We start from the raw sequence: 16,643 nt of genomic DNA, 5'->3' as shown, positions 1-16,643 counted from the left end.
CCCCGGCGGCGGCGCGGGCGGGCAAGGCGCTGGCGTCGGCATGGCCCGGCCCGTCGCAATCGCGCGCTAGGGAAGGCCCCGCCAGATAAAGTTCGAGGCAGCCCCGCTGCCCGCACCAGCAGCCGGGCAGCGGCAAATCCTCCGGCGCCGGCCAGGGCAGGGGGGTATGGCCGAATTCCCCCGCCAAGCGGTGCCGCCCCTCCAACACGCGGCCATTCACCACGATGCCCGCCCCGGTGCCGGTGCCGAGAATGACACCGAAGACGATGTCCGCCCCCGCGGCCGCGCCATCCACGGCCTCGGAGAGGGCGAAGCAATTGGCATCATTCGCCACGCGCACCTCGCGCCCCAGCAGGGCGGCGAGGTCGCGGTCGAAAGCCTGGCCGTTGAGCGCATTAGCGCAGGCGTTCTTCACCAGCCCGGTCGCGGGGGAGATGCAGCCGGGTATCCCCACCCCCACCGTGGCCCGGCCGCCGGTTTCCTGCTCCGCCTCGGCCACCATGGCCGCGATGCCGTGCAGTGCCGCCTCATAACCGGTGGGGGTGGACCGCCGCCGCCGCAAAAGGGCCGCGCCATTCTCGTCCAGAACGATGATTTCCGTTTTCGTGCCGCCGAGATCGATGCCAATGCGCCGTGTCATGGCCGGTTTCTGGGCCGAAACGGCGTCTTGCTCAAGCGGTCCGTAATGGGCATCATCGCGCCATGGTTGAACGTCTGATTGATGCGCAATTTCAGAAATCGCCGATCCCGGTCTTGCGCGCGGCGCGCGCCTTGCGGGGCATGGCGCCGGGAGACAAATTACGGCTCCTCGCCACCGACCCCGAGGCGCTGGCCGATTTGCGGGAGTTCTGCAAGCAGAGCGGCCACGCCCTCATCGCGGCGGGCGAATCCAGGGGCGTCTATAGTTTTTCCCTCAAGCGCGGACCGGGCGGGGCGTGACCGTCGCGCTGTTCACCCACCCCGCCGCCCTCGCACACGATACCGGGCCCGACCATCCGGAATGCGCGGAGCGGTTGCGCTACGTGCTGCGCGCGCTGGAAACGCCGGATTTCGCCCCCCTGTTGCGCGAGATGGCGCCCGAGGCCAGCCGGGAGCAGCTTTGCGCGGCGCATCTTGAAACATATGTCGATTCGGTCTTCGCCCTGCCGCGCGACCGGGAGACGCTGATCGACGGTGACACGGTATACGGCCCTGGCACGCTGGAGGCCGCCTTGCGCGCGGCGGGCGGGGCGGCCGCGGCGGTGGACGCGGTGATGGAGGGCTGGGCGAAGGCCGCCTTCGTGGCGATGCGCCCGCCCGGCCACCACGCCGAGGCGGACCGCGCCATGGGATTCTGCTTCTTCAACAATGCCGCCATCGCCGCCCGCCACGCCATGAACCGCTGGGGGCTGAAAAAAGTGGCGATCGTCGATTTCGACGTTCACCACGGCAACGGCACCCAGCATATCTTCGCCAGCGAGCCGGGGGTGATGTACGCCTCCTCGCATCAGGCCCCATGTTTCCCCGGTACTGGCGCGGTGCATGAGCGGGGGGTGGGGAACATCATCAACCTGCCGCTGCTGCCCGGCAGCAATGGCGACGAGTTCCGCCAGCTCTGGGATATGGCCGGCCTGCCCAAGCTCCACGCCTTCGCGCCGGAGCTGGTCATCATCTCCGCCGGGTTCGATGCCCACGCCGCGGACCCGCTGGCGCAGCTGCGCCTGCGCGAGCCGGATTTCGCCTGGATCACGGCGGAGTTGATGGCGGTGGCGGATGGCAGCGCCCAGGGGCGCGTTGTGTCCCTGCTGGAGGGCGGCTACAACCTTGACGCTCTGGCCTCAAGCTGCGCCACCCATGTGCGGACGCTCATGCGGTTGTGATTTCCGCCGGGCGCGGCTAGGGGAGCGGACATGACAGATCATTCAGATATCGCCGCCATGTCCTTCGAGGAGGCGCTGGCGGCGCTGGAAGCCATCGTGCGCGGGCTGGAATCCGGCCAGCAGAAGCTGGAGGACGCGATCACCGCCTATGAGCGGGGCGCGGCGCTGCGCAAGCATTGCGAGGAGAAGCTGGCCCAGGCCGAGGCCCGCGTGCAGGCGATCGTGGCGCGGGCGGATGGCTCGCTGGGCTTGAAGGATGGGGAGTGAGATGGCGCTGGATTTGGTGAAACAACCCGCCGAGCTGGCCGCCGCCCTGGCCGAGACGGCCCAGCTGGTGGAGGCGCAGCTGGACGCGCTGCTGCCGGTACCCGACACCGCCGAGGCCCGCCTGGTGGAGGCGATGCGCTACGCGGTGCTCAACGGCGGCAAGCGGATGCGCGCTTTTCTCGTCATGGAGACGGCGCGGCTGTTTTCCGTCAACCGTACCTGCGCGGCGCGGGTCGCCGCCTCGGTGGAGATGCTGCACGCCTATTCGCTCGTCCATGACGATCTTCCCGCCATGGATGACGACGATCTGCGCCGGGGCCAGCCCAGCTGTCACCGGAAATTCGACGAGGCGACCGCCATCCTCGCCGGGGACGCGCTCCAGACCCGCGCCTTCGAGGTGCTGGCGGACGAAGACACCCATGCCGATGCCGAGGCGCGGATCGAGCTGGTGTTGGCGCTGGCCCAGGCGGCGGGAATGCGCGGCATGGTCGGCGGCCAGATGATCGATATGGAATCCGAGGGCAAGGAGCTATCCGCTCCCGAGATCACCCGGCTGCAGGCGCTGAAAACCGGGCGGCTCATCCAATACGCCGCCGAGGCGGGGGCGATTCTGGGACGCGCCCCGGTTACGCAGCGCCACGCCATCATTGCCTATGGGCGTGATCTCGGCGCGGCTTTCCAGATCTATGACGACGTGCTGGACGAGACCGACTCCGCCGCCGAGCTGGGCAAGACCGCGGGCAAGGACGCCGCCGCGGGCAAGGCGACGATGGTGCGCATTCTCGGGCTGGAGCGCGCTCGCGACCAGGCGATGCGCCTCGCCGCGCAGGCTGCGGCGCATCTGGACGGGTTCGGGGATCGCGCGGCCCTGCTCCAGGCGCTCGCCCGCTTCACTGTCACCCGCAAGAGCTGAGTCCGCCAGCTTTTAATTGACACGGGCCGGAGGGCCGGGAAAACTCCCTGATCTGCTCAAGGGAGAGGCCCCGCATGAGCCTGCGTTTCCTGCTGGATGACGAATTGATCACGCTGGAGGCGGTGGAGCCCGCCATGACGGTGCTGGAGTGGTTGCGCCTGCGCGCGCGGCGCACCGGCACCAAGGAGGGCTGCGCCGAGGGCGATTGCGGCGCTTGCACCGTGCTGCTGGGAGAGCTGGCGGGCGGGCGCGTTCTCTGGCGCGCGGTGAATGCCTGCATCCTTTTTCTGCCGATGCTGGCGGGCCGCGCCTTGCTCACCATCGAGAGCCTGGGCGGGACGCATCCGGTGCAGGCGGAGCTGGCGGCGCGGCATGGCTCGCAATGCGGCTTCTGCACGCCGGGCATCGTCATGTCGCTCTATGCCCGCTCCATCGGCGGGCTCGGCGCGGGGCAGAGCGTGGAGGATGCCCTGGCGGGTAATCTCTGCCGCTGCACCGGGTATGGGCCGATTCTCGCCACCGCCCGCGCTCTTGCCACCCATCCGCGCGATGACACCTCCACCCTCGCCGCCCTGCGGGCGCTGGCGGCGGATCCGGGGCCAAAAGAGATCCGCCATGGCGCCTCTCGCGTTTTCCTGCCCGCCAGCGCCGATGAACTCGCCGCCCTCTGCCTCGCCCATCCCAGGGCGCGGCTGGTGGCGGGGGCCACCGATATCGGGCTGTGGGTGACCAAGCATCTGCGGGTGCTGGAGGATGAGGTTATTTTTCTCGGCGGCCTCGGCGATCTGCGCTTTATCGAGGAAACGCCGGAGGCGCTGCGTCTCGGCGCCATGGTGCGCTATGCCGAGGCGCTGCCCGCTTTCACGCGGCTGCACCCGGCGCTGGGGCGGCTGGTCCGCCGCATCGGCGGCGCGCAGATACGCAATGCCGGGACCATCGGCGGCAATATCGCCAATGGCTCGCCGATCGGCGACATGCCGCCCGCCCTCATCGCCCTCGGCGCCACGCTCACCTTGCGCTGGGGCGAGGCGCGGCGCACCCTCGCTTTAGAGGATTTTTTCATCGCCTATGGCGAGCAGGACCGCGCCCCTGGTGAGTTCATCGAGGCGGTCACCATCCCCCGCCCCGGCCCGGAGGATGTCATCTCGATCAGCAAACTCTCCAAGCGCTTCGACAGCGACATCTCCTCCGTCTGCGGGGCGTTCAATCTGCGGGTCGAGGCGGGGCGCATCATCCGCGCCCGCATCGCCTTTGGCGGCATGGCGGCCACGCCCAGGCGGGCGCGGGCGCTGGAGGCGGCGCTCACCGGCGCGCCGTTTACCGAGGACACGCTCACCGCCGCCGCCCCCCGGCTGCGCGAGGATTTTGCCCCGCTCACTGATCTGCGCGGCAGCGCCGTCTACCGCATGGAGGTGGCGGGTAATCTACTGGCCCGGCTCTGGGCGCAAAGCCAGAACGAGACGGCGGATGTGCGCGAGCTGGCCGATGGCTGACCAGGAAATGCCCGCCCCGGGCGCTGTGACACGGGCGCTTCCCCATGATTCCGCCCGCGCCCATGCCGCCGGCACCGCGCTTTACGTGGATGACGTGCCGCTGGCCGCGAACGCGCTGCACGGGGCGTTCGGCCTTTCCACGCATGCCCATGCCCGGATTCTCGGCATGGATCTGGCCGCGGTGCGCGCCGCCCCTGGCGTGGCGGCGGTGTTCACCGCAGCCGATATTCCCGGCCGCAACGATGTCAGCCCCTTCGCCGGGGATGACCGGCTCTTCGCCGAGGGCGAGACGATCTATCACGGCCAGGCGCTGTTTCTGGTGGTGGCGGAGAGCCACCGCGCCGCCCGCGCCGCCGCCCGGCTGGCCCGGATGGAATACCAGCCCCTGCCGCCGCTGCTCACCACCGCCGAGGCGCTGGCCGCCGGCTCCGTGCTGGAACCCACCCAGCTCATGGGGCGCGGCGATACCGCCGCCGCGCTCGCCGCCGCGCCCCGGCGGGTGTGTGGCGAACTCGAAATCGGCGGTCAGGATCATTTCTACCTGGAAGGGCAGATCGCCCTCGCCACCCCGCAGGAGGAAGGCGGAATGCACGTCCTCTCCTCCACCCAGCACCCGAGCGAGGTGCAGCACATCATCGCGCGCGTGCTGGGCCGCGCCGATGCCGAGGTGACGGTGGAGGTGCGCCGCATGGGCGGCGGCTTCGGCGGTAAAGAGACCCAGGCCGCCTGGTTCGCGGCGGCGGCGGCGCTGGCGGCGGCCAAGACGGGACGGCAGGTCAAGATCCGGCTCGACCGGGACGACGATATGATCATGACCGGCAAGCGGCATGAATTCACCGCCGTCTATGATGCCGGGTTCGACGAGGCTGGCGTGCTTCATGCCGTCTCGCTGGAACTCGCCTCCCGCTGCGGCTGCACCGCCGACCTCTCCCACGCCATCAACGATAGGGCGATGTTTCACGCCGATAATTGCTATTTTTACCCGGCGGTCAGCATCGTCTCCCACCGCGCCCGCACCCATACCGTCTCCGCCACCGCTTTTCGTGGTTTCGGTGGGCCGCAGGGCATGCTGGCGGCGGAGCGGATGATCGACCATGTCGCCCATGAATTGGGGCTGGATCCGCTGGAGGTGCGCCGCCGCAATTTCTACGCTCCCGGGCGGGACATGACGCCCTATGCGATGCGGGTCACCGACAATATCGCGCCCGAGCTCGTCGCGGAGCTGGCCCGCTCCAGCGATTACGAGGGCCGGCGCGCGGCGGTGGCGGAGTGGAACCGCGCCCGGCGCGTCATCAAAAAGGGCATCGCCCTCACCCCTGTCAAATTCGGCATCAGCTTCACCACCACCCATCTCAACCAGGGCGGCGCGCTGGTGCATGTCTATACGGACGGCTCCATCCTCCTCAATCATGGCGGCACGGAGATGGGGCAGGGGCTGATGATCAAGGTGGCGCAGGTGGTGGCGGATGTATTCGCCGTGCCGGTGGAAACCGTGCGCGTTTGCGCCACCCGCACGGATAAGGTCCCCAACACATCGGCCACGGCGGCCTCCTCCGGCACCGATATCAATGGCATGGCCGCCTATAACGCGGCGGAAGCCATCCGCCAGCGCCTCGTCGCCTTCGCCTCCCGCCAGTTCTCGGTGCCGGAGGAGGCGGTGCGCTTCACCCCGGCGGGGGTGTGGGCGGGGGCGGAGCGGGTCGATTTCACGGAGCTTTGCCGGCTCGCCTATTTCAACCGCGTGTCCCTCTCCGCCAATGGCTTCTACGCCACGCCGGAGATCCATTACGACCGCAAGACCCATACGGGCCGCCCTTTCTTCTATTTCGCCTATGGCGCGGCGGTTTCGGAGGTCGCCATCGATACCTTGACCGGCGAGCATAAGGTGCTGGCGGTGGATATCCTCCACGATGCGGGCCGCTCGCTGAACCCGGCGATCGATCTCGGCCAGGTGGAGGGCGGCTTTGTTCAAGGCATGGGCTGGCTCACCACCGAGGAGTTGGTCTTCGACGCTGCGGGCCGCCTGCTCACCCACGCGCCCTCGACCTATAAAATCCCCACCGCGTCGGACCGCCCGGCACGGATGGAAATCAGGCTCTGGGCGGCGGGCCGCAACCCGTCCCCCACCATTCACCGCTCCAAGGCGGTGGGCGAGCCGCCGCTGATGCTGGCCAACTCGGTGTTCTGCGCCCTCACCGCCGCGGTGGCCGCCGCGGTGCCGGGGGCGGGTTTTCCCCGGCTCGACGCTCCCGCGACGCCGGAGCGGATTCTTGCCGCCATAGCCGAGCTGAAAGCCCGGCATGGGTGAGGACTGGCGGGAGTCGGCGCGCGTGGCGCTCGCGCGCGGTCCGGCGGCACTGGTCAGCGTGCTAGCCACGGAGGGTTCGGCCCCGCGCGAGGCGGGGGCGCGCATGGTCATCTCCCCTACGGAAAGCTGGGGCAGCATTGGTGGCGGCAATCTTGAATTCACCGCCATCGCCCAGGCGCGCGCCGCGCTTACCCGCCCGCCGGGAAGCTGGGCGGTGCAGGATTACCCGCTGGGACCCCTGCTCGGCCAATGCTGCGGCGGGCGGGTGCGGCTGCTGATCGAGCATCTCGACCCCGCGGCCTGCGGCTTTCTGGCGGAGCCTGCCGGTGAGAGCCTGATCACCGAGTTGGAGGAACACCGCGTCCATCGCGCCTATGGCGTGGGTCAGGCCGCCTATTTGCCCTCCGCCCGCGGCGACAAGCCGGGGGCGGGCGCGCGGTTTATCGAGTCCCTGGCGGCGCCCGCCCCACCGGTGCTGCTCTGCGGCGGCGGTCATGTCGGCCAGGCCATCGCCCGCGCCCTGGAAGGTTTGCCCTTCGCCCTCCATTGGCTGGACAGCCGGGCCGATCTGCCCGCCGCGCCGGGCCTGCGCCATTGCCCGCCCGAGGAGATGGCGGCGCGGCTGGCCAACGCCCCGGCGGAGACGGTGGCGCTGATTTTAACCCATGATCACGGGCTGGATTACCGCCTCGTCGCCGCCGCTCTGGGGGGAGCGGCGGGCTTCGTCGGCCTCATCGGCTCCGCCACCAAGCGGGCGCGGTTTCTCACCCGGCTGCGGGCGGAGGGGTTGGATAGTTCCCGTCTTGTCTGTCCCATCGGCTTGCCGGGCATCTCGGGCAAGGAACCCGCCATCATTGCCGTCGCGGTGGCGGCACAGCTTCTCGGCCTCCGATCAGCCACCAGTTTTTCAAAAGCCGGGCCAGAATTAGATAAGCGTTAATCGTTGTCTTTATCCGCACATTTTTGCGAAGATGCGGTAATCAGCGGGTAGATCAGTCCAAATCCAGAGGAACATGCAAGAGCAGCCGAGGGCTGCCGCCAAGAAAAGCCGGGAACGCCTCCGCTAACCTTGTTTCAAGTCTAATATTGTCCGCTTGGGAGGAAAAATGCTGTTTCACCTTTATATCGAGATCAATCTGCCGCCCGATATGCCAGAGGAGAAGGCCAACGATCTGCGAGCGCGGGAGACGGCGCAGGTCCAGCAATATCAGCGGGAGGGCAAATGGCCGCAAATGTGGCGCGTGGCGGGGCGCTATGCCAATATCTCGATCGTTGATTGCGCGGATGCCGACGAATTGCACCGCCTGGTCTCCGCGTTGCCGCTCTTTCCATACATTACTACCACGGTCACGCCGCTCGCCCGGCATCCGGCCCGGCTCTGAAGCCAGGCCGGGCCCTGCTGCCCCGCGGACGGCGCGGGTTGCGCCCCGCCCGGCGCCCCTTTATCAGCGGCGCCATCATCTTGCATAGGACGACATGGCCCGGCAGAAAAAAGGCCGCAAACTCGACGGCTGGATCATTCTCGATAAGCCGCAAGGCATCACCAGTACCCAGGCTCTGAACAAGGTCAAGCGCGCCCTCGACGCGCAGAAAGCCGGGCATGGTGGCACGCTCGACCCGTTGGCCACCGGCGTTCTGCCGCTCGCCTTCGGCGCGGCGACCAAAACCGTGCCCTATGTGATGGACAGTACCAAGATCTATCATTTCACCCTCAAATTCGGCGAGGCTCGGGATACGGACGACGCCGAGGGCGATGTCATCGCCACCTCTGACATCCGGCCCGGCGATGCCGAAATTCTCGCCGCGCTGCCCCGCTTCACCGGCCGCATCATGCAGGTGCCGCCGGTTTTCTCCGCCCTTAAGGTAGAGGGCGAGCGCGCCTATGATCTGGCGCGCGAGGGCCGCCCGCCGGAATTGCCACCCCGGCCAGCCCAGGTGGACCGCTTCACGCTGATCGCGAGGCCGGACGCGGATCACGCCGTCTTCGAGGTGCGGTCCGGTAAAGGGGTTTACATGCGCGCTCTGGCCCGTGACCTCGCGCGTGCCTGCGGTACGGTCGGGCATATCGCGGCCCTGCGCCGGCTGCGGGTGGGGCCGTTCCGGGAAAACATGGCCCATCCCCTGGACTTTTTCCTGGATCCGGCGCAGAACCCCGCCACTCTTGCCGAAACCCTGCTGCCGCTCGAGACCGCGCTGGACGACATCCCGGCACTGGCCCTGAGCCAAGCGGAGTTTTTTGCCCTTTCGCAAGGCCAAGCACTTAGCTTGGTCGAGCTGATGGGGCGGATTCCGGATGCCGCCAACCCCGATGAGGGGCTGGTGCGCGTGATGGCGGCGGGGCGCGTGAAGGCCATGGCCCGGCTCTCCGAGGGTTGGCTGAAGCCCGAGCGCTTGTTTTAACCGTTTTGACAAGGAACATCCCGATGTCGATCACCCCAGAGCGCCGCGCGGAGCTCATCAAGGACTACGCGACCGCGGCCAACGATACCGGCTCCCCCGAGGTGCAGGTGGCCCTGCTCTCCGAGCGCATCTCCAATCTCACCGAACATCTCAAGACCCACGCCAAGGATTATCATTCCCGCCGTGGCCTGCTGGTGCTGGTCGGTCAGCGCCGCTCGCTGCTCGACTATCTGAAGCGCAAGAACGTGAAGCGCTATCAGGATCTCATCGGGCGGCTCAACCTCCGCCGCTGAACTGTGCGGCCGCCAGCCCCACGGTTGGCGGCGCGCCCGGTTTCATTCCGGCAGGCGCAGATGAAACGCCTTGGGCCGGGTCAGCGTCTCGTATCCCCAGCGGGAGAGGGTGTAGCCCCGCCCGCTATCCTTCACACCCACCCAGGGCAAAGCGGGGTCCAACGCGTCGCAACGGTTGAGAAACACGGTCCCGGTCTCGATCTGCTCGCCCAGCGTCTCCGCCGCCTCGGCGTCACGGGTGAAAATGGCGGCTGTCAGCCCGTAAGGCGTGTCGTTCATCAGCCGCAGCGCCTCGGCGTCGGAGCGTACCTTCATGACCCCGACGATGGGGCCGAACGTCTCCTCCGTCATCACCCGCATCGAATGATTGACATCGACCAGAATTTGCGGCGCCACATAGGTGCTGCCGGGGCGGTCGAGCTCGAACCGGCTGGTATCCACCAGCGTGCGCGCCCCCTCAGCCACGGCTTCCGCCACCTGGCCGCGAATGAACTCCGCCGCCCGGGTATTCACCACCGGGCCAAGATTGGTGTCCTGGCGGGTGGGATCGCCCAGCCGGTAGCCATTCGCCATCGCTACCGCGCGCTCGATGAACTCATCGTAAACCGCCTCGTGCAGATAAAGCCGCTCGATTCCGCAACAGCATTGGCCGGAATTGAAGAAGGCCCCGTCGATCAAATTCTCCACCGCGAAGGCCACATCGGCATCGGCGCGGACATAGCCGGGGTCCTTGCCCCCCAGTTCCAGCCCCACGGAGATGAATCGCTCGGCAGCGGCGCGCTGCACCTTGTGCCCAGTGGCGACGGAACCGGTGAAGGCGACATGATTCACCCGTGAATCGCGGATCAAGCCCTCGGCATCCTCATGGGTCAAATGCAGCACCTGGAACACGCCTTTGGGCAGCCCCGCCTCCGCGAAGCATTCGGCGAAGCGCTCCGCCACCAAGGGCGTCTGAGGCGAGTGTTTGAGCACCACGGCATTGCCCGCCATGATCGCCGGGATCACCGAATTGACCGTGGTCAGAATGGGATAATTCCAAGGGGCTATGACATAGACCACCCCCAGCGGCTCGCGCTTGATGTAGCGCTTGAAGCCGGGCTTGGGTCCGGGGTCGTGGCTGGCCAGGCCGGCCTCCGCCTCGTCGATCATGAAGCGGGCGCGTTCCACCCCGGTGCGCGCCTCGTTCGGCGCCTGGGCGATGGGCCGGCCCATCTGCCAGCAAATTTCAAGGCCGATTTCGTGGGCGCGCGCCAGCAGCGCGTCGCAGAATTTATGCGCGATGGCGGCGCGCTCGGCGAGGCTGGTGCTCTTCCATATCGCCTGCGCCGCCCGCGCGCGGTCCAGCGTCGCGGAGATGACCGCCGGGCTGGCATAAGGCCGTTCGACATAGATGCTGCCATCCACCGGAGAAATCGTCTGTTGTAGGTTCATTTTTTTCCGTCTCTTAAAAAAACATGGATCCAGAATTCATGCCCCATATAGCATAGCCCGGCGAAGCTGGCCGGGGCCAGAAAGTACATCACCCGGAACAGCAGGATGGCGCCCAGCGCGTCGGAGGCAGAGAGGTAGTCCGAAAAGCCGAGTAGCAACACGGAATCGAACACGCCTACCCCGCCCGGCAGGCCGGAGGCCGACCCGGCCATGAAGGCCCCGGCGTAAAGGCTGAGCGTGACGGGGTAGGAGAGGCCAGGGGCGGGCGGCAGCACCGTATGAAGTATGGCGCAGGAGCAGGCGATGTCCAGGCAGGAGAGAATGGTCTGCGCCACGGCGATGCGCGGTCCCGGCAGGGCGATGCGCCGCCCGAAGATCCTGACCGAATCGAACCGCCTCGCCAGCCCGACATAGGCCGCCGGCACGGCCAGCAACAGCGCGCCGGCCAGCCGCAGCAAGGGCGGCGCCATATCGCCCGGCAGCGGCACGGCTCCAGGGTCGGCCAGCAGCAGCGCGCCGAGCAGAGTGGCGATGCCAAGTGAGAAGCTGGACCCCGATAGGGCGACGATCCGCCCCAACCCGGCGGGGGGCACGCCCCAATGAGAATAGAAGCGCAGGCGGATGGCCGCCGCGCTCAGCGCCGTGGCGCCTAACACGTGGCTCAGCGCGTAGGCGCAAAAAGAAGCGAGGCCGACGCGGTAAAACGGCAAAGGCGGACACTCTCCCGTACGGCGCGCGAATTTTACCCCGGGCAGATCATAGGCCGCCATGATGCAGAAGGAGACGGTGAGCAGCCCCAGCGCCCGCAGCACGTCCGGGACGGGCGTGGCGGCGAAGGCGGCGAAGACGTCTCCCAGGCTGGTATTTCTGAGAAACCCGCGCAACCCGAGGCCGATGCCCGCCAGCAGCAGCAGGCCCAGAGCCGGAGGCAGAAATTTGGTGAGCCGGCGCAAGCCTTCAGGCCGCCGTCTCCACCCGGGCAAGGCTGGCTTCGATCAGCGCGATGGTCCGCTCCACCCCGTAGAGGGCGATGAACCCGCCGAAGCGCGGCCCTTCCGGCGTGCCGAGCAGCACCTGGTACAGGCAGTCGAACCAAGCTTTGAGGGGCTGGAAGGGATGACGCTTGCCCACGGCGTAAACCAGATTCTGCAACCGCTCCGCCTCGGTCGCGCCAGGGTGCTGGGATTGTTCCCCGGCTTTCAGGCTGCGGGCGAGATCCTCCAGCGCCGCTCGCTCCACCTCCGTCGGGGAGCGGTAGCGGCGCTTCGGCGCCACGAAATCCCGGTTATAGGCGATGGCGTGATGCACGAGTTCGGCCAGAAAAGGGTAGGTCTCGGCATTCGCCCCCGGTATATAGGCGCGGATGAAGCCCCAGAGCATCTCCGGATTGTCGGCATTGCTCACCGAGGCGAGGTTGAGCAGCATGGTGAAGCTGATGGGTGAACCCCCATGCTCGGGCAGCTTGCCGGCATGGATATGCCAGGCCGGGTTGGCGTGCGGGTCAGCCGCTATGGGCAGCGCCGCGACATTGGCGATGTATTCATCCGTGGCGCGGGGAATCACGTCGAAGAACAGGCGCTTGGCGCGCTGCGGCGCGTGATACATGAACTGGGCGAGGCTCTCCTTGGGCGCGTAGATCAGCCATTGCTCGATCGAGAGGCCGTTGCCCTTGGATTTGGAGATTTTCTGCCCTTTCTCGTCAAGGAATAATTCATAGGTGAAGGTGACCGGCGGCTCCTTGCCCAGCGCCCGGCAAATGGCGGAGGACAGTTTGACGCTCTCGATGAGATCTTTGCCGGACATCTCATAATCCACATCCAGCGCGTACCAGCGCATCGCCCAATCCGCCTTCCATTGCAGCTTGGCCTGGCCGCCGAGCACGGAGGTCTCGAAGCGCACGCCAGTCTCTGGATCGCGCCAGAACACCGTGCCGTGATCTGGGTCCACCTTTTCGATGGGAACCTGCATCACGACCCCGGTGCGGGGATGGATGGGCAGAATGGGCGAATAGGTCGCCCGCCTTTCATCGCCCAGAGTGGGCAGGATGATGCGGGTAATCTGGTCGTGATGGCGCAGCACGTGCAGCAGCGCGTCGTCGAACCGGCCCGAGGCGTAATAATCGTTGGCGGAGGCGAACTCGAACTCGAAGCCGAAAGCCCGCAGGAACTCCTGGAGCATGTTGTTATTATGCGCCCCGAAACTCTCGAATTTTCCGAACGGGTCGGGGATGCGGGTCAGCGGCTTGCCGAGATGCTGGCGCAGCATCTCCTTGTTTGGCACGTTGTCCGGCACTTTGCGCAGCCCATCCATATCGTCCGAGAAGGCGATGAGGCGGGATTTCATGCCTGTCAGTTCGGAGAAGGCGTGGCGCACCCAGCTCGTCCGCGCCACCTCGCCGAAGGTGCCGATATGCGGCAAGCCGGAGGGGCCGTAGCCCGTTTCGAATAGCGCCTCCGTCTTGCCCTTCTGCCTCAAGCGCTCGGCGATGCGTTCGGCTTCACGGAAGGGCCAGCTCGGCTGGGGGGATGCCATCTCATTCATGATGAGCCTGCTCTAGAACCGGATTTTCGCCTCTGCAACCACCGCTCACTGGGGGAATGACAAGGCTTTAATCCAATCTCAAGCCCTTTCGATCTTGGCATCTCCCGCAGGCCCCCCAGTTTTTGAGTAGACCACCGGACCATCGTGCCGGAACAGACCAAAAAGGAGAAACCCTCATGCGTTCCATTTGGATGGCTTCGGCCGCCGCTTTGTTCATGACAACGGGCCTCGCCTGCGCCCAGACCAGCACCACCTCGCCCTCGCCGGACGGCTCAGTGGCCGCGCCGAGCGAGACCCCGCCGGGCGGCGCGCCTGGCGCTACCGCGCCTTCTTCTCAAGGCACCGCTGGGTCTGGAATGAGCGGCGGGACGGGCATGGATAACGGCTCCGGCCAAGCTGGCAGCACGGGCACGGGGATGAGCGGCGGCACGAGTTCAGGGATGAGCGGCAGCACCGGCTCGGGTATGAATGGCAGCACCGGCTCAGGCATGAACGGCAGCACCGGCTCGGGCATGAACGGCAGCACCGGCTCGGGTATGAACGGCGCCGGCTCGGGGATGAATGGCGCCGGCTCGGGGATGAATGGCGGGTCAGGTATGGGCAGCGGTGGCGCCACCGGTTCGGGCGGCGCGGCCAGCGGGATGGGGACCGGCTCATCCGGAATGGGTTCAGGCGCCGCGGGGCCCCAATCCTCCAACGCTCATCCCTGGCATCGTATGGGCGGTAGCCATGCCCTGCCTGAGAATGCGAGCGCCACCGCTTATCTCGATATCGCCAAAAGCGCGATCTCCGCGCATAATTACAGCCAGGCTGAGGAAGCCCTCTCCCGGGCTGAAACGCGCTTGTTAACCCGGGCGGTGGACCAGTCCAACCCATCGCCAGTGGATAACTCTCCTGCGGTTACCTCCATCCAGCAGGCCCGCGCCGCCCTCCGCGCCCATGATAGCGCGAACGCGCTCCAAGCCACCGAGTCCGCTTTGCAGCAAGCGAGCGCCGGCGGCGACAGCAATGGGATGAGCAGCGGAATGAACGGCGGGATGAATACGAATCAGGGCGGTTCCGCCTCTCATCCCGGTTCCATGCGTTATCCCAACGGGTCTTCCGGGGCCGCTGTTCCTCCCGCCACCTGAGCGGCACGGGCGCCGCAAGGCGCCCATGCTTCTCCATCAGCGTTTTGTCCTCGCTTTCGCGGCGCAATATAGCTATGGAGGGGCCAATTCAGCTTTCGAGCATCCGGCCAGTCCGGCGCGCCCATGGCGTGCCGGTTTGGCCGGTTTGCTCTTTCCGATAGGTAGTTCCGATGTCCGCGCCGAAGATCCGCAATATCGCCATCATCGCCCATGTCGACCATGGCAAAACCACGCTTACCGACCAGCTGCTCAAACAATCTGGCGCGCTCGCCGCGCATCAGGCCGTGGCCGAGCGTGCGCTCGACCGCAATGATCTGGAAAAGGAGCGCGGCATCACCATTCTCGCCAAGGTCGCCTCGGTGGTATGGAAGGATGTGCGGATCAACATCGTGGACACGCCCGGCCACGCCGATTTCGGCGGCGAGGTGGAGCGCATTCTCTCGATGGTGGATGGCGCGGTGCTGCTGGTGGACGCTGCCGAGGGCGTGCTGCCCCAGACCAAATTCGTGCTGGGCAAGGCGCTGGCGCGCGGCTTGAAGCCGATGGTCGTCGTCAACAAGATCGATCGGGGCGACGCCCGCCCGGACGACGTGCATAACGAGATTTTCGATCTTTTCGCCGCCCTCGGCGCCAATGAGGAGCAGCTTGACTTTCCCACACTGTTCGCCTCCGGCCGCCAGGGCTGGGCGGTAGCCGACCTCGACGAGCCGCGCGAGAGCCTCGCTCCGCTTTTCGACCTCATCCTCTCCCATGTTCCCGCGCCGGCGCTGGATAGCGAGGCGCCTTTCGCCATGGTCGCCTCCATCCTTGAATCCGACACATTCTTGGGCCGCGTACTCACCGGTCGGGTGGAGCAGGGCCGCGCCACGATCAACATGCCGGTCAAGGTTTTGAGCCTGGACGGCAAGACGGTGGAGACGGGCCGGCTGACCAAGCTGCTCTCCTTCCGCGGCCTGGAGCGCGTGCCGGTGGAGGAAGTTCAGGCAGGCGACATTGTCGCCGTCGCCGGGCTCTCGGAGGCGACCATTCCCTACACCATATGCGCGCCGGAGGTGGCGGCGCCCCTTGCCGCCGCGCCGATCGATCCGCCCACTCTCTCGATGACCTTCCGCATCAATGACGGTCCGCTCGGCGGCCGCGAGGGCAAAAAGGTCACCTCACGCCAGATCCGCGACCGGCTTTTCGCCGAGACGGAGGGCAATGTCGCCATTCAGGTCACCGCCTCCACCGAGACCGATGCTTTCGAGGTCTCCGGGCGCGGCGAATTGCAGCTCGGCGTGCTGATCGAGACGATGCGCCGGGAGGGATTCGAGCTGACGATCGGTCGCCCCCGCGTTCTCACTCGTATCAACGAGGAGACGGGAGAGAGGGAGGAGCCTTACGAAGAGGTGCTCATTGACGTCGATGAGCCTTATGCCGGAGCGGTCGTGGACAAGATGAGCCGCCGCAAGGGCGAACTCGTCGATATCCGCCCCTCCGGCGGAGATAAGCAGCGGCTCACCTTCCGCATCCCCTCGCGCGGTCTCATTGGCTATCATGGCGAGTTTTTGACCGATACGCGCGGCACAGGGGTTATGAACCGCCTCTTCGCCGGGTACGGCCCCTGGAAAGGCCGCATCGAGGGCCGGCGCAACGGCGCGCTTATTTCCTCCGAGGATGGGGAGGCGGTGCAATACGCCTTGTTCTACCTGCAGGAGCGCGGCACCCTCTTCGTCAATCCTGGCGATAAGGTTTATGTCGGCATGATCCTGGGCGAGCACAGCCGGGAAAACGATCTCGACGTGAATCCGGTCAAAGAGAAGAAGCTCACCAATATCCGCGCTGCCGGCAAGGACGAGGCGCTGTTGCTCACGCCGCCGCGCCGGATGTCGCTGGAGCAGGCCATCGCCTATATCGAGGATGACGAGCTGGTGGAGGTGACGCCTTCCGCCGTTCGGCTACGCAAACGCTATCTTGACCCGCATGAGCGCAAAAAGGCCGAGCGCCGCGCCGACGACGCGGCCTGACG

Annotated in this window: 16 protein-coding genes; 12 read left to right on the top strand and 4 right to left on the bottom strand. The window is 66.8% G+C overall.

The window, feature by feature from the left end; translation table 11 throughout:
* The coding region (locus tag M7H45_RS08125; protein ID WP_298215912.1) for an ROK family protein at positions 1–640 on the bottom strand (640 nt) is incomplete at its 3' end.
* Between the two features lie 62 nt (positions 641–702).
* On the opposite strand from M7H45_RS08125, the gene M7H45_RS08120 reads away from it, so the two are divergent.
* The 10 genes from M7H45_RS08120 (at position 703) to rpsO (ending at position 9,533) form a co-directional block, all read left to right on the top strand.
* Positions 703–939 carry a sulfurtransferase TusA family protein gene (locus M7H45_RS08120; RefSeq protein WP_298215910.1) on the top strand — a complete coding sequence of 79 codons (237 nt, stop codon included), beginning with the start codon at positions 703–705 and terminating at the stop codon, positions 937–939.
* A complete protein-coding gene (locus tag M7H45_RS08115; RefSeq protein ID WP_298215908.1) occupies positions 936–1,859 on the top strand; it encodes a histone deacetylase family protein in 924 nt (307 codons plus the stop codon). The genes M7H45_RS08120 and M7H45_RS08115 overlap by 4 nt, the downstream gene beginning before the upstream one ends.
* Before the next feature lie 30 nt (positions 1,860–1,889).
* Complete coding sequence (locus tag M7H45_RS08110) at positions 1,890–2,126, top strand: exodeoxyribonuclease VII small subunit (RefSeq protein ID WP_298215906.1); 237 nt, start codon at positions 1,890–1,892, stop codon at positions 2,124–2,126.
* Position 2,127: 1 nt separating this feature from the next.
* Complete coding sequence (locus tag M7H45_RS08105) at positions 2,128–3,039, top strand: polyprenyl synthetase family protein (protein WP_298215904.1); 912 nt, start codon at positions 2,128–2,130, stop codon at positions 3,037–3,039.
* A 74-nt stretch (positions 3,040–3,113) separates the two neighbouring features.
* Positions 3,114–4,532 carry a xanthine dehydrogenase small subunit gene (xdhA, locus tag M7H45_RS08100; protein ID WP_298215902.1) on the top strand — a complete coding sequence of 473 codons (1,419 nt, stop codon included), beginning with the start codon at positions 3,114–3,116 and terminating at the stop codon, positions 4,530–4,532.
* Positions 4,525–6,840 carry a xanthine dehydrogenase molybdopterin binding subunit gene (gene xdhB / locus M7H45_RS08095; RefSeq protein ID WP_298215901.1) on the top strand — a complete coding sequence of 772 codons (2,316 nt, stop codon included), beginning with the start codon at positions 4,525–4,527 and terminating at the stop codon, positions 6,838–6,840. The genes xdhA and xdhB overlap by 8 nt, the downstream gene beginning before the upstream one ends.
* Positions 6,841–6,862: 22 nt before the next feature.
* Positions 6,863–7,780, top strand: coding sequence for a xanthine dehydrogenase accessory protein XdhC (xdhC, locus tag M7H45_RS08090; protein ID WP_298215899.1), 918 nt, complete (start codon positions 6,863–6,865; stop codon positions 7,778–7,780).
* Between the two features lie 166 nt (positions 7,781–7,946).
* Positions 7,947–8,222, top strand: a complete 276-nt coding sequence (locus M7H45_RS08085) for a muconolactone Delta-isomerase family protein (RefSeq protein ID WP_298215898.1) — start codon at positions 7,947–7,949, stop codon at positions 8,220–8,222.
* A 94-nt stretch (positions 8,223–8,316) separates the two neighbouring features.
* Positions 8,317–9,240 carry a tRNA pseudouridine(55) synthase TruB gene (gene truB / locus M7H45_RS08080; RefSeq protein ID WP_298215897.1) on the top strand — a complete coding sequence of 308 codons (924 nt, stop codon included), beginning with the start codon at positions 8,317–8,319 and terminating at the stop codon, positions 9,238–9,240.
* Between the two features lie 23 nt (positions 9,241–9,263).
* Complete coding sequence (rpsO, locus tag M7H45_RS08075; RefSeq protein ID WP_298215895.1) at positions 9,264–9,533, top strand: 30S ribosomal protein S15; 270 nt, start codon at positions 9,264–9,266, stop codon at positions 9,531–9,533.
* Positions 9,534–9,575: 42 nt separating this feature from the next.
* Here the strand turns inward: rpsO and M7H45_RS08070 are convergent, their stop codons facing one another.
* From M7H45_RS08070 to M7H45_RS08060, 3 genes are read right to left on the bottom strand one after another with little or no spacing between them, the layout of a single operon-like run.
* Positions 9,576–10,964 (bottom strand): aldehyde dehydrogenase family protein, encoded by a 1,389-nt coding sequence (locus M7H45_RS08070; protein ID WP_298215893.1) that lies wholly within the window; start codon positions 10,962–10,964, stop codon positions 9,576–9,578.
* The gene (locus M7H45_RS08065) at positions 10,961–11,917 is read right to left on the bottom strand and encodes a hypothetical protein (RefSeq protein WP_298215892.1); all 957 of its coding nucleotides are present in this window, start codon (positions 11,915–11,917) and stop codon (positions 10,961–10,963) included. Before M7H45_RS08065 ends, M7H45_RS08070 begins: the two co-directional genes overlap by 4 nt.
* A gap of 4 nt (positions 11,918–11,921) precedes the next feature.
* Complete coding sequence (locus M7H45_RS08060; protein ID WP_298215891.1) at positions 11,922–13,505, bottom strand: lysine--tRNA ligase; 1,584 nt, start codon at positions 13,503–13,505, stop codon at positions 11,922–11,924.
* A gap of 176 nt (positions 13,506–13,681) precedes the next feature.
* Between M7H45_RS08060 and M7H45_RS08055 the strand changes: the two genes are divergently transcribed.
* The gene (locus tag M7H45_RS08055) at positions 13,682–14,635 is read left to right on the top strand and encodes a hypothetical protein (protein WP_298215890.1); all 954 of its coding nucleotides are present in this window, start codon (positions 13,682–13,684) and stop codon (positions 14,633–14,635) included.
* Between the two features lie 170 nt (positions 14,636–14,805).
* Positions 14,806–16,641 carry a translational GTPase TypA gene (gene typA, locus M7H45_RS08050; protein ID WP_298215889.1) on the top strand — a complete coding sequence of 612 codons (1,836 nt, stop codon included), beginning with the start codon at positions 14,806–14,808 and terminating at the stop codon, positions 16,639–16,641.
* Positions 16,642–16,643: the final 2 nt, after the last annotated feature.

This window comes from Acidocella sp. (assembly GCF_027352905.1).
Classification (GTDB): domain Bacteria; phylum Pseudomonadota; class Alphaproteobacteria; order Acetobacterales; family Acetobacteraceae; genus Acidocella.
This window is presented reverse-complemented; position numbering and strand designations above follow the sequence as displayed.

Coding starts and splice junctions, on each gene's coding strand:
- M7H45_RS08070 (WP_298215893.1), bottom strand. CDS start 10,964: ATGAACCTACAACAGACGATTTCTCCGGTGGATGGCAGCATCTATGTC.
- M7H45_RS08060 (WP_298215891.1), bottom strand. CDS start 13,505: ATGAATGAGATGGCATCCCCCCAGCCGAGCTGGCCCTTCCGTGAAGCC.
- rpsO (WP_298215895.1), top strand. CDS start 9,264: ATGTCGATCACCCCAGAGCGCCGCGCGGAGCTCATCAAGGACTACGCG.
- M7H45_RS08110 (WP_298215906.1), top strand. CDS start 1,890: ATGACAGATCATTCAGATATCGCCGCCATGTCCTTCGAGGAGGCGCTG.
- truB (WP_298215897.1), top strand. CDS start 8,317: ATGGCCCGGCAGAAAAAAGGCCGCAAACTCGACGGCTGGATCATTCTC.
- xdhB (WP_298215901.1), top strand. CDS start 4,525: ATGGCTGACCAGGAAATGCCCGCCCCGGGCGCTGTGACACGGGCGCTT.
- M7H45_RS08085 (WP_298215898.1), top strand. CDS start 7,947: ATGCTGTTTCACCTTTATATCGAGATCAATCTGCCGCCCGATATGCCA.
- M7H45_RS08105 (WP_298215904.1), top strand. CDS start 2,128: ATGGCGCTGGATTTGGTGAAACAACCCGCCGAGCTGGCCGCCGCCCTG.
- M7H45_RS08120 (WP_298215910.1), top strand. CDS start 703: ATGGTTGAACGTCTGATTGATGCGCAATTTCAGAAATCGCCGATCCCG.
- xdhA (WP_298215902.1), top strand. CDS start 3,114: ATGAGCCTGCGTTTCCTGCTGGATGACGAATTGATCACGCTGGAGGCG.
- M7H45_RS08055 (WP_298215890.1), top strand. CDS start 13,682: ATGCGTTCCATTTGGATGGCTTCGGCCGCCGCTTTGTTCATGACAACG.
- typA (WP_298215889.1), top strand. CDS start 14,806: ATGTCCGCGCCGAAGATCCGCAATATCGCCATCATCGCCCATGTCGAC.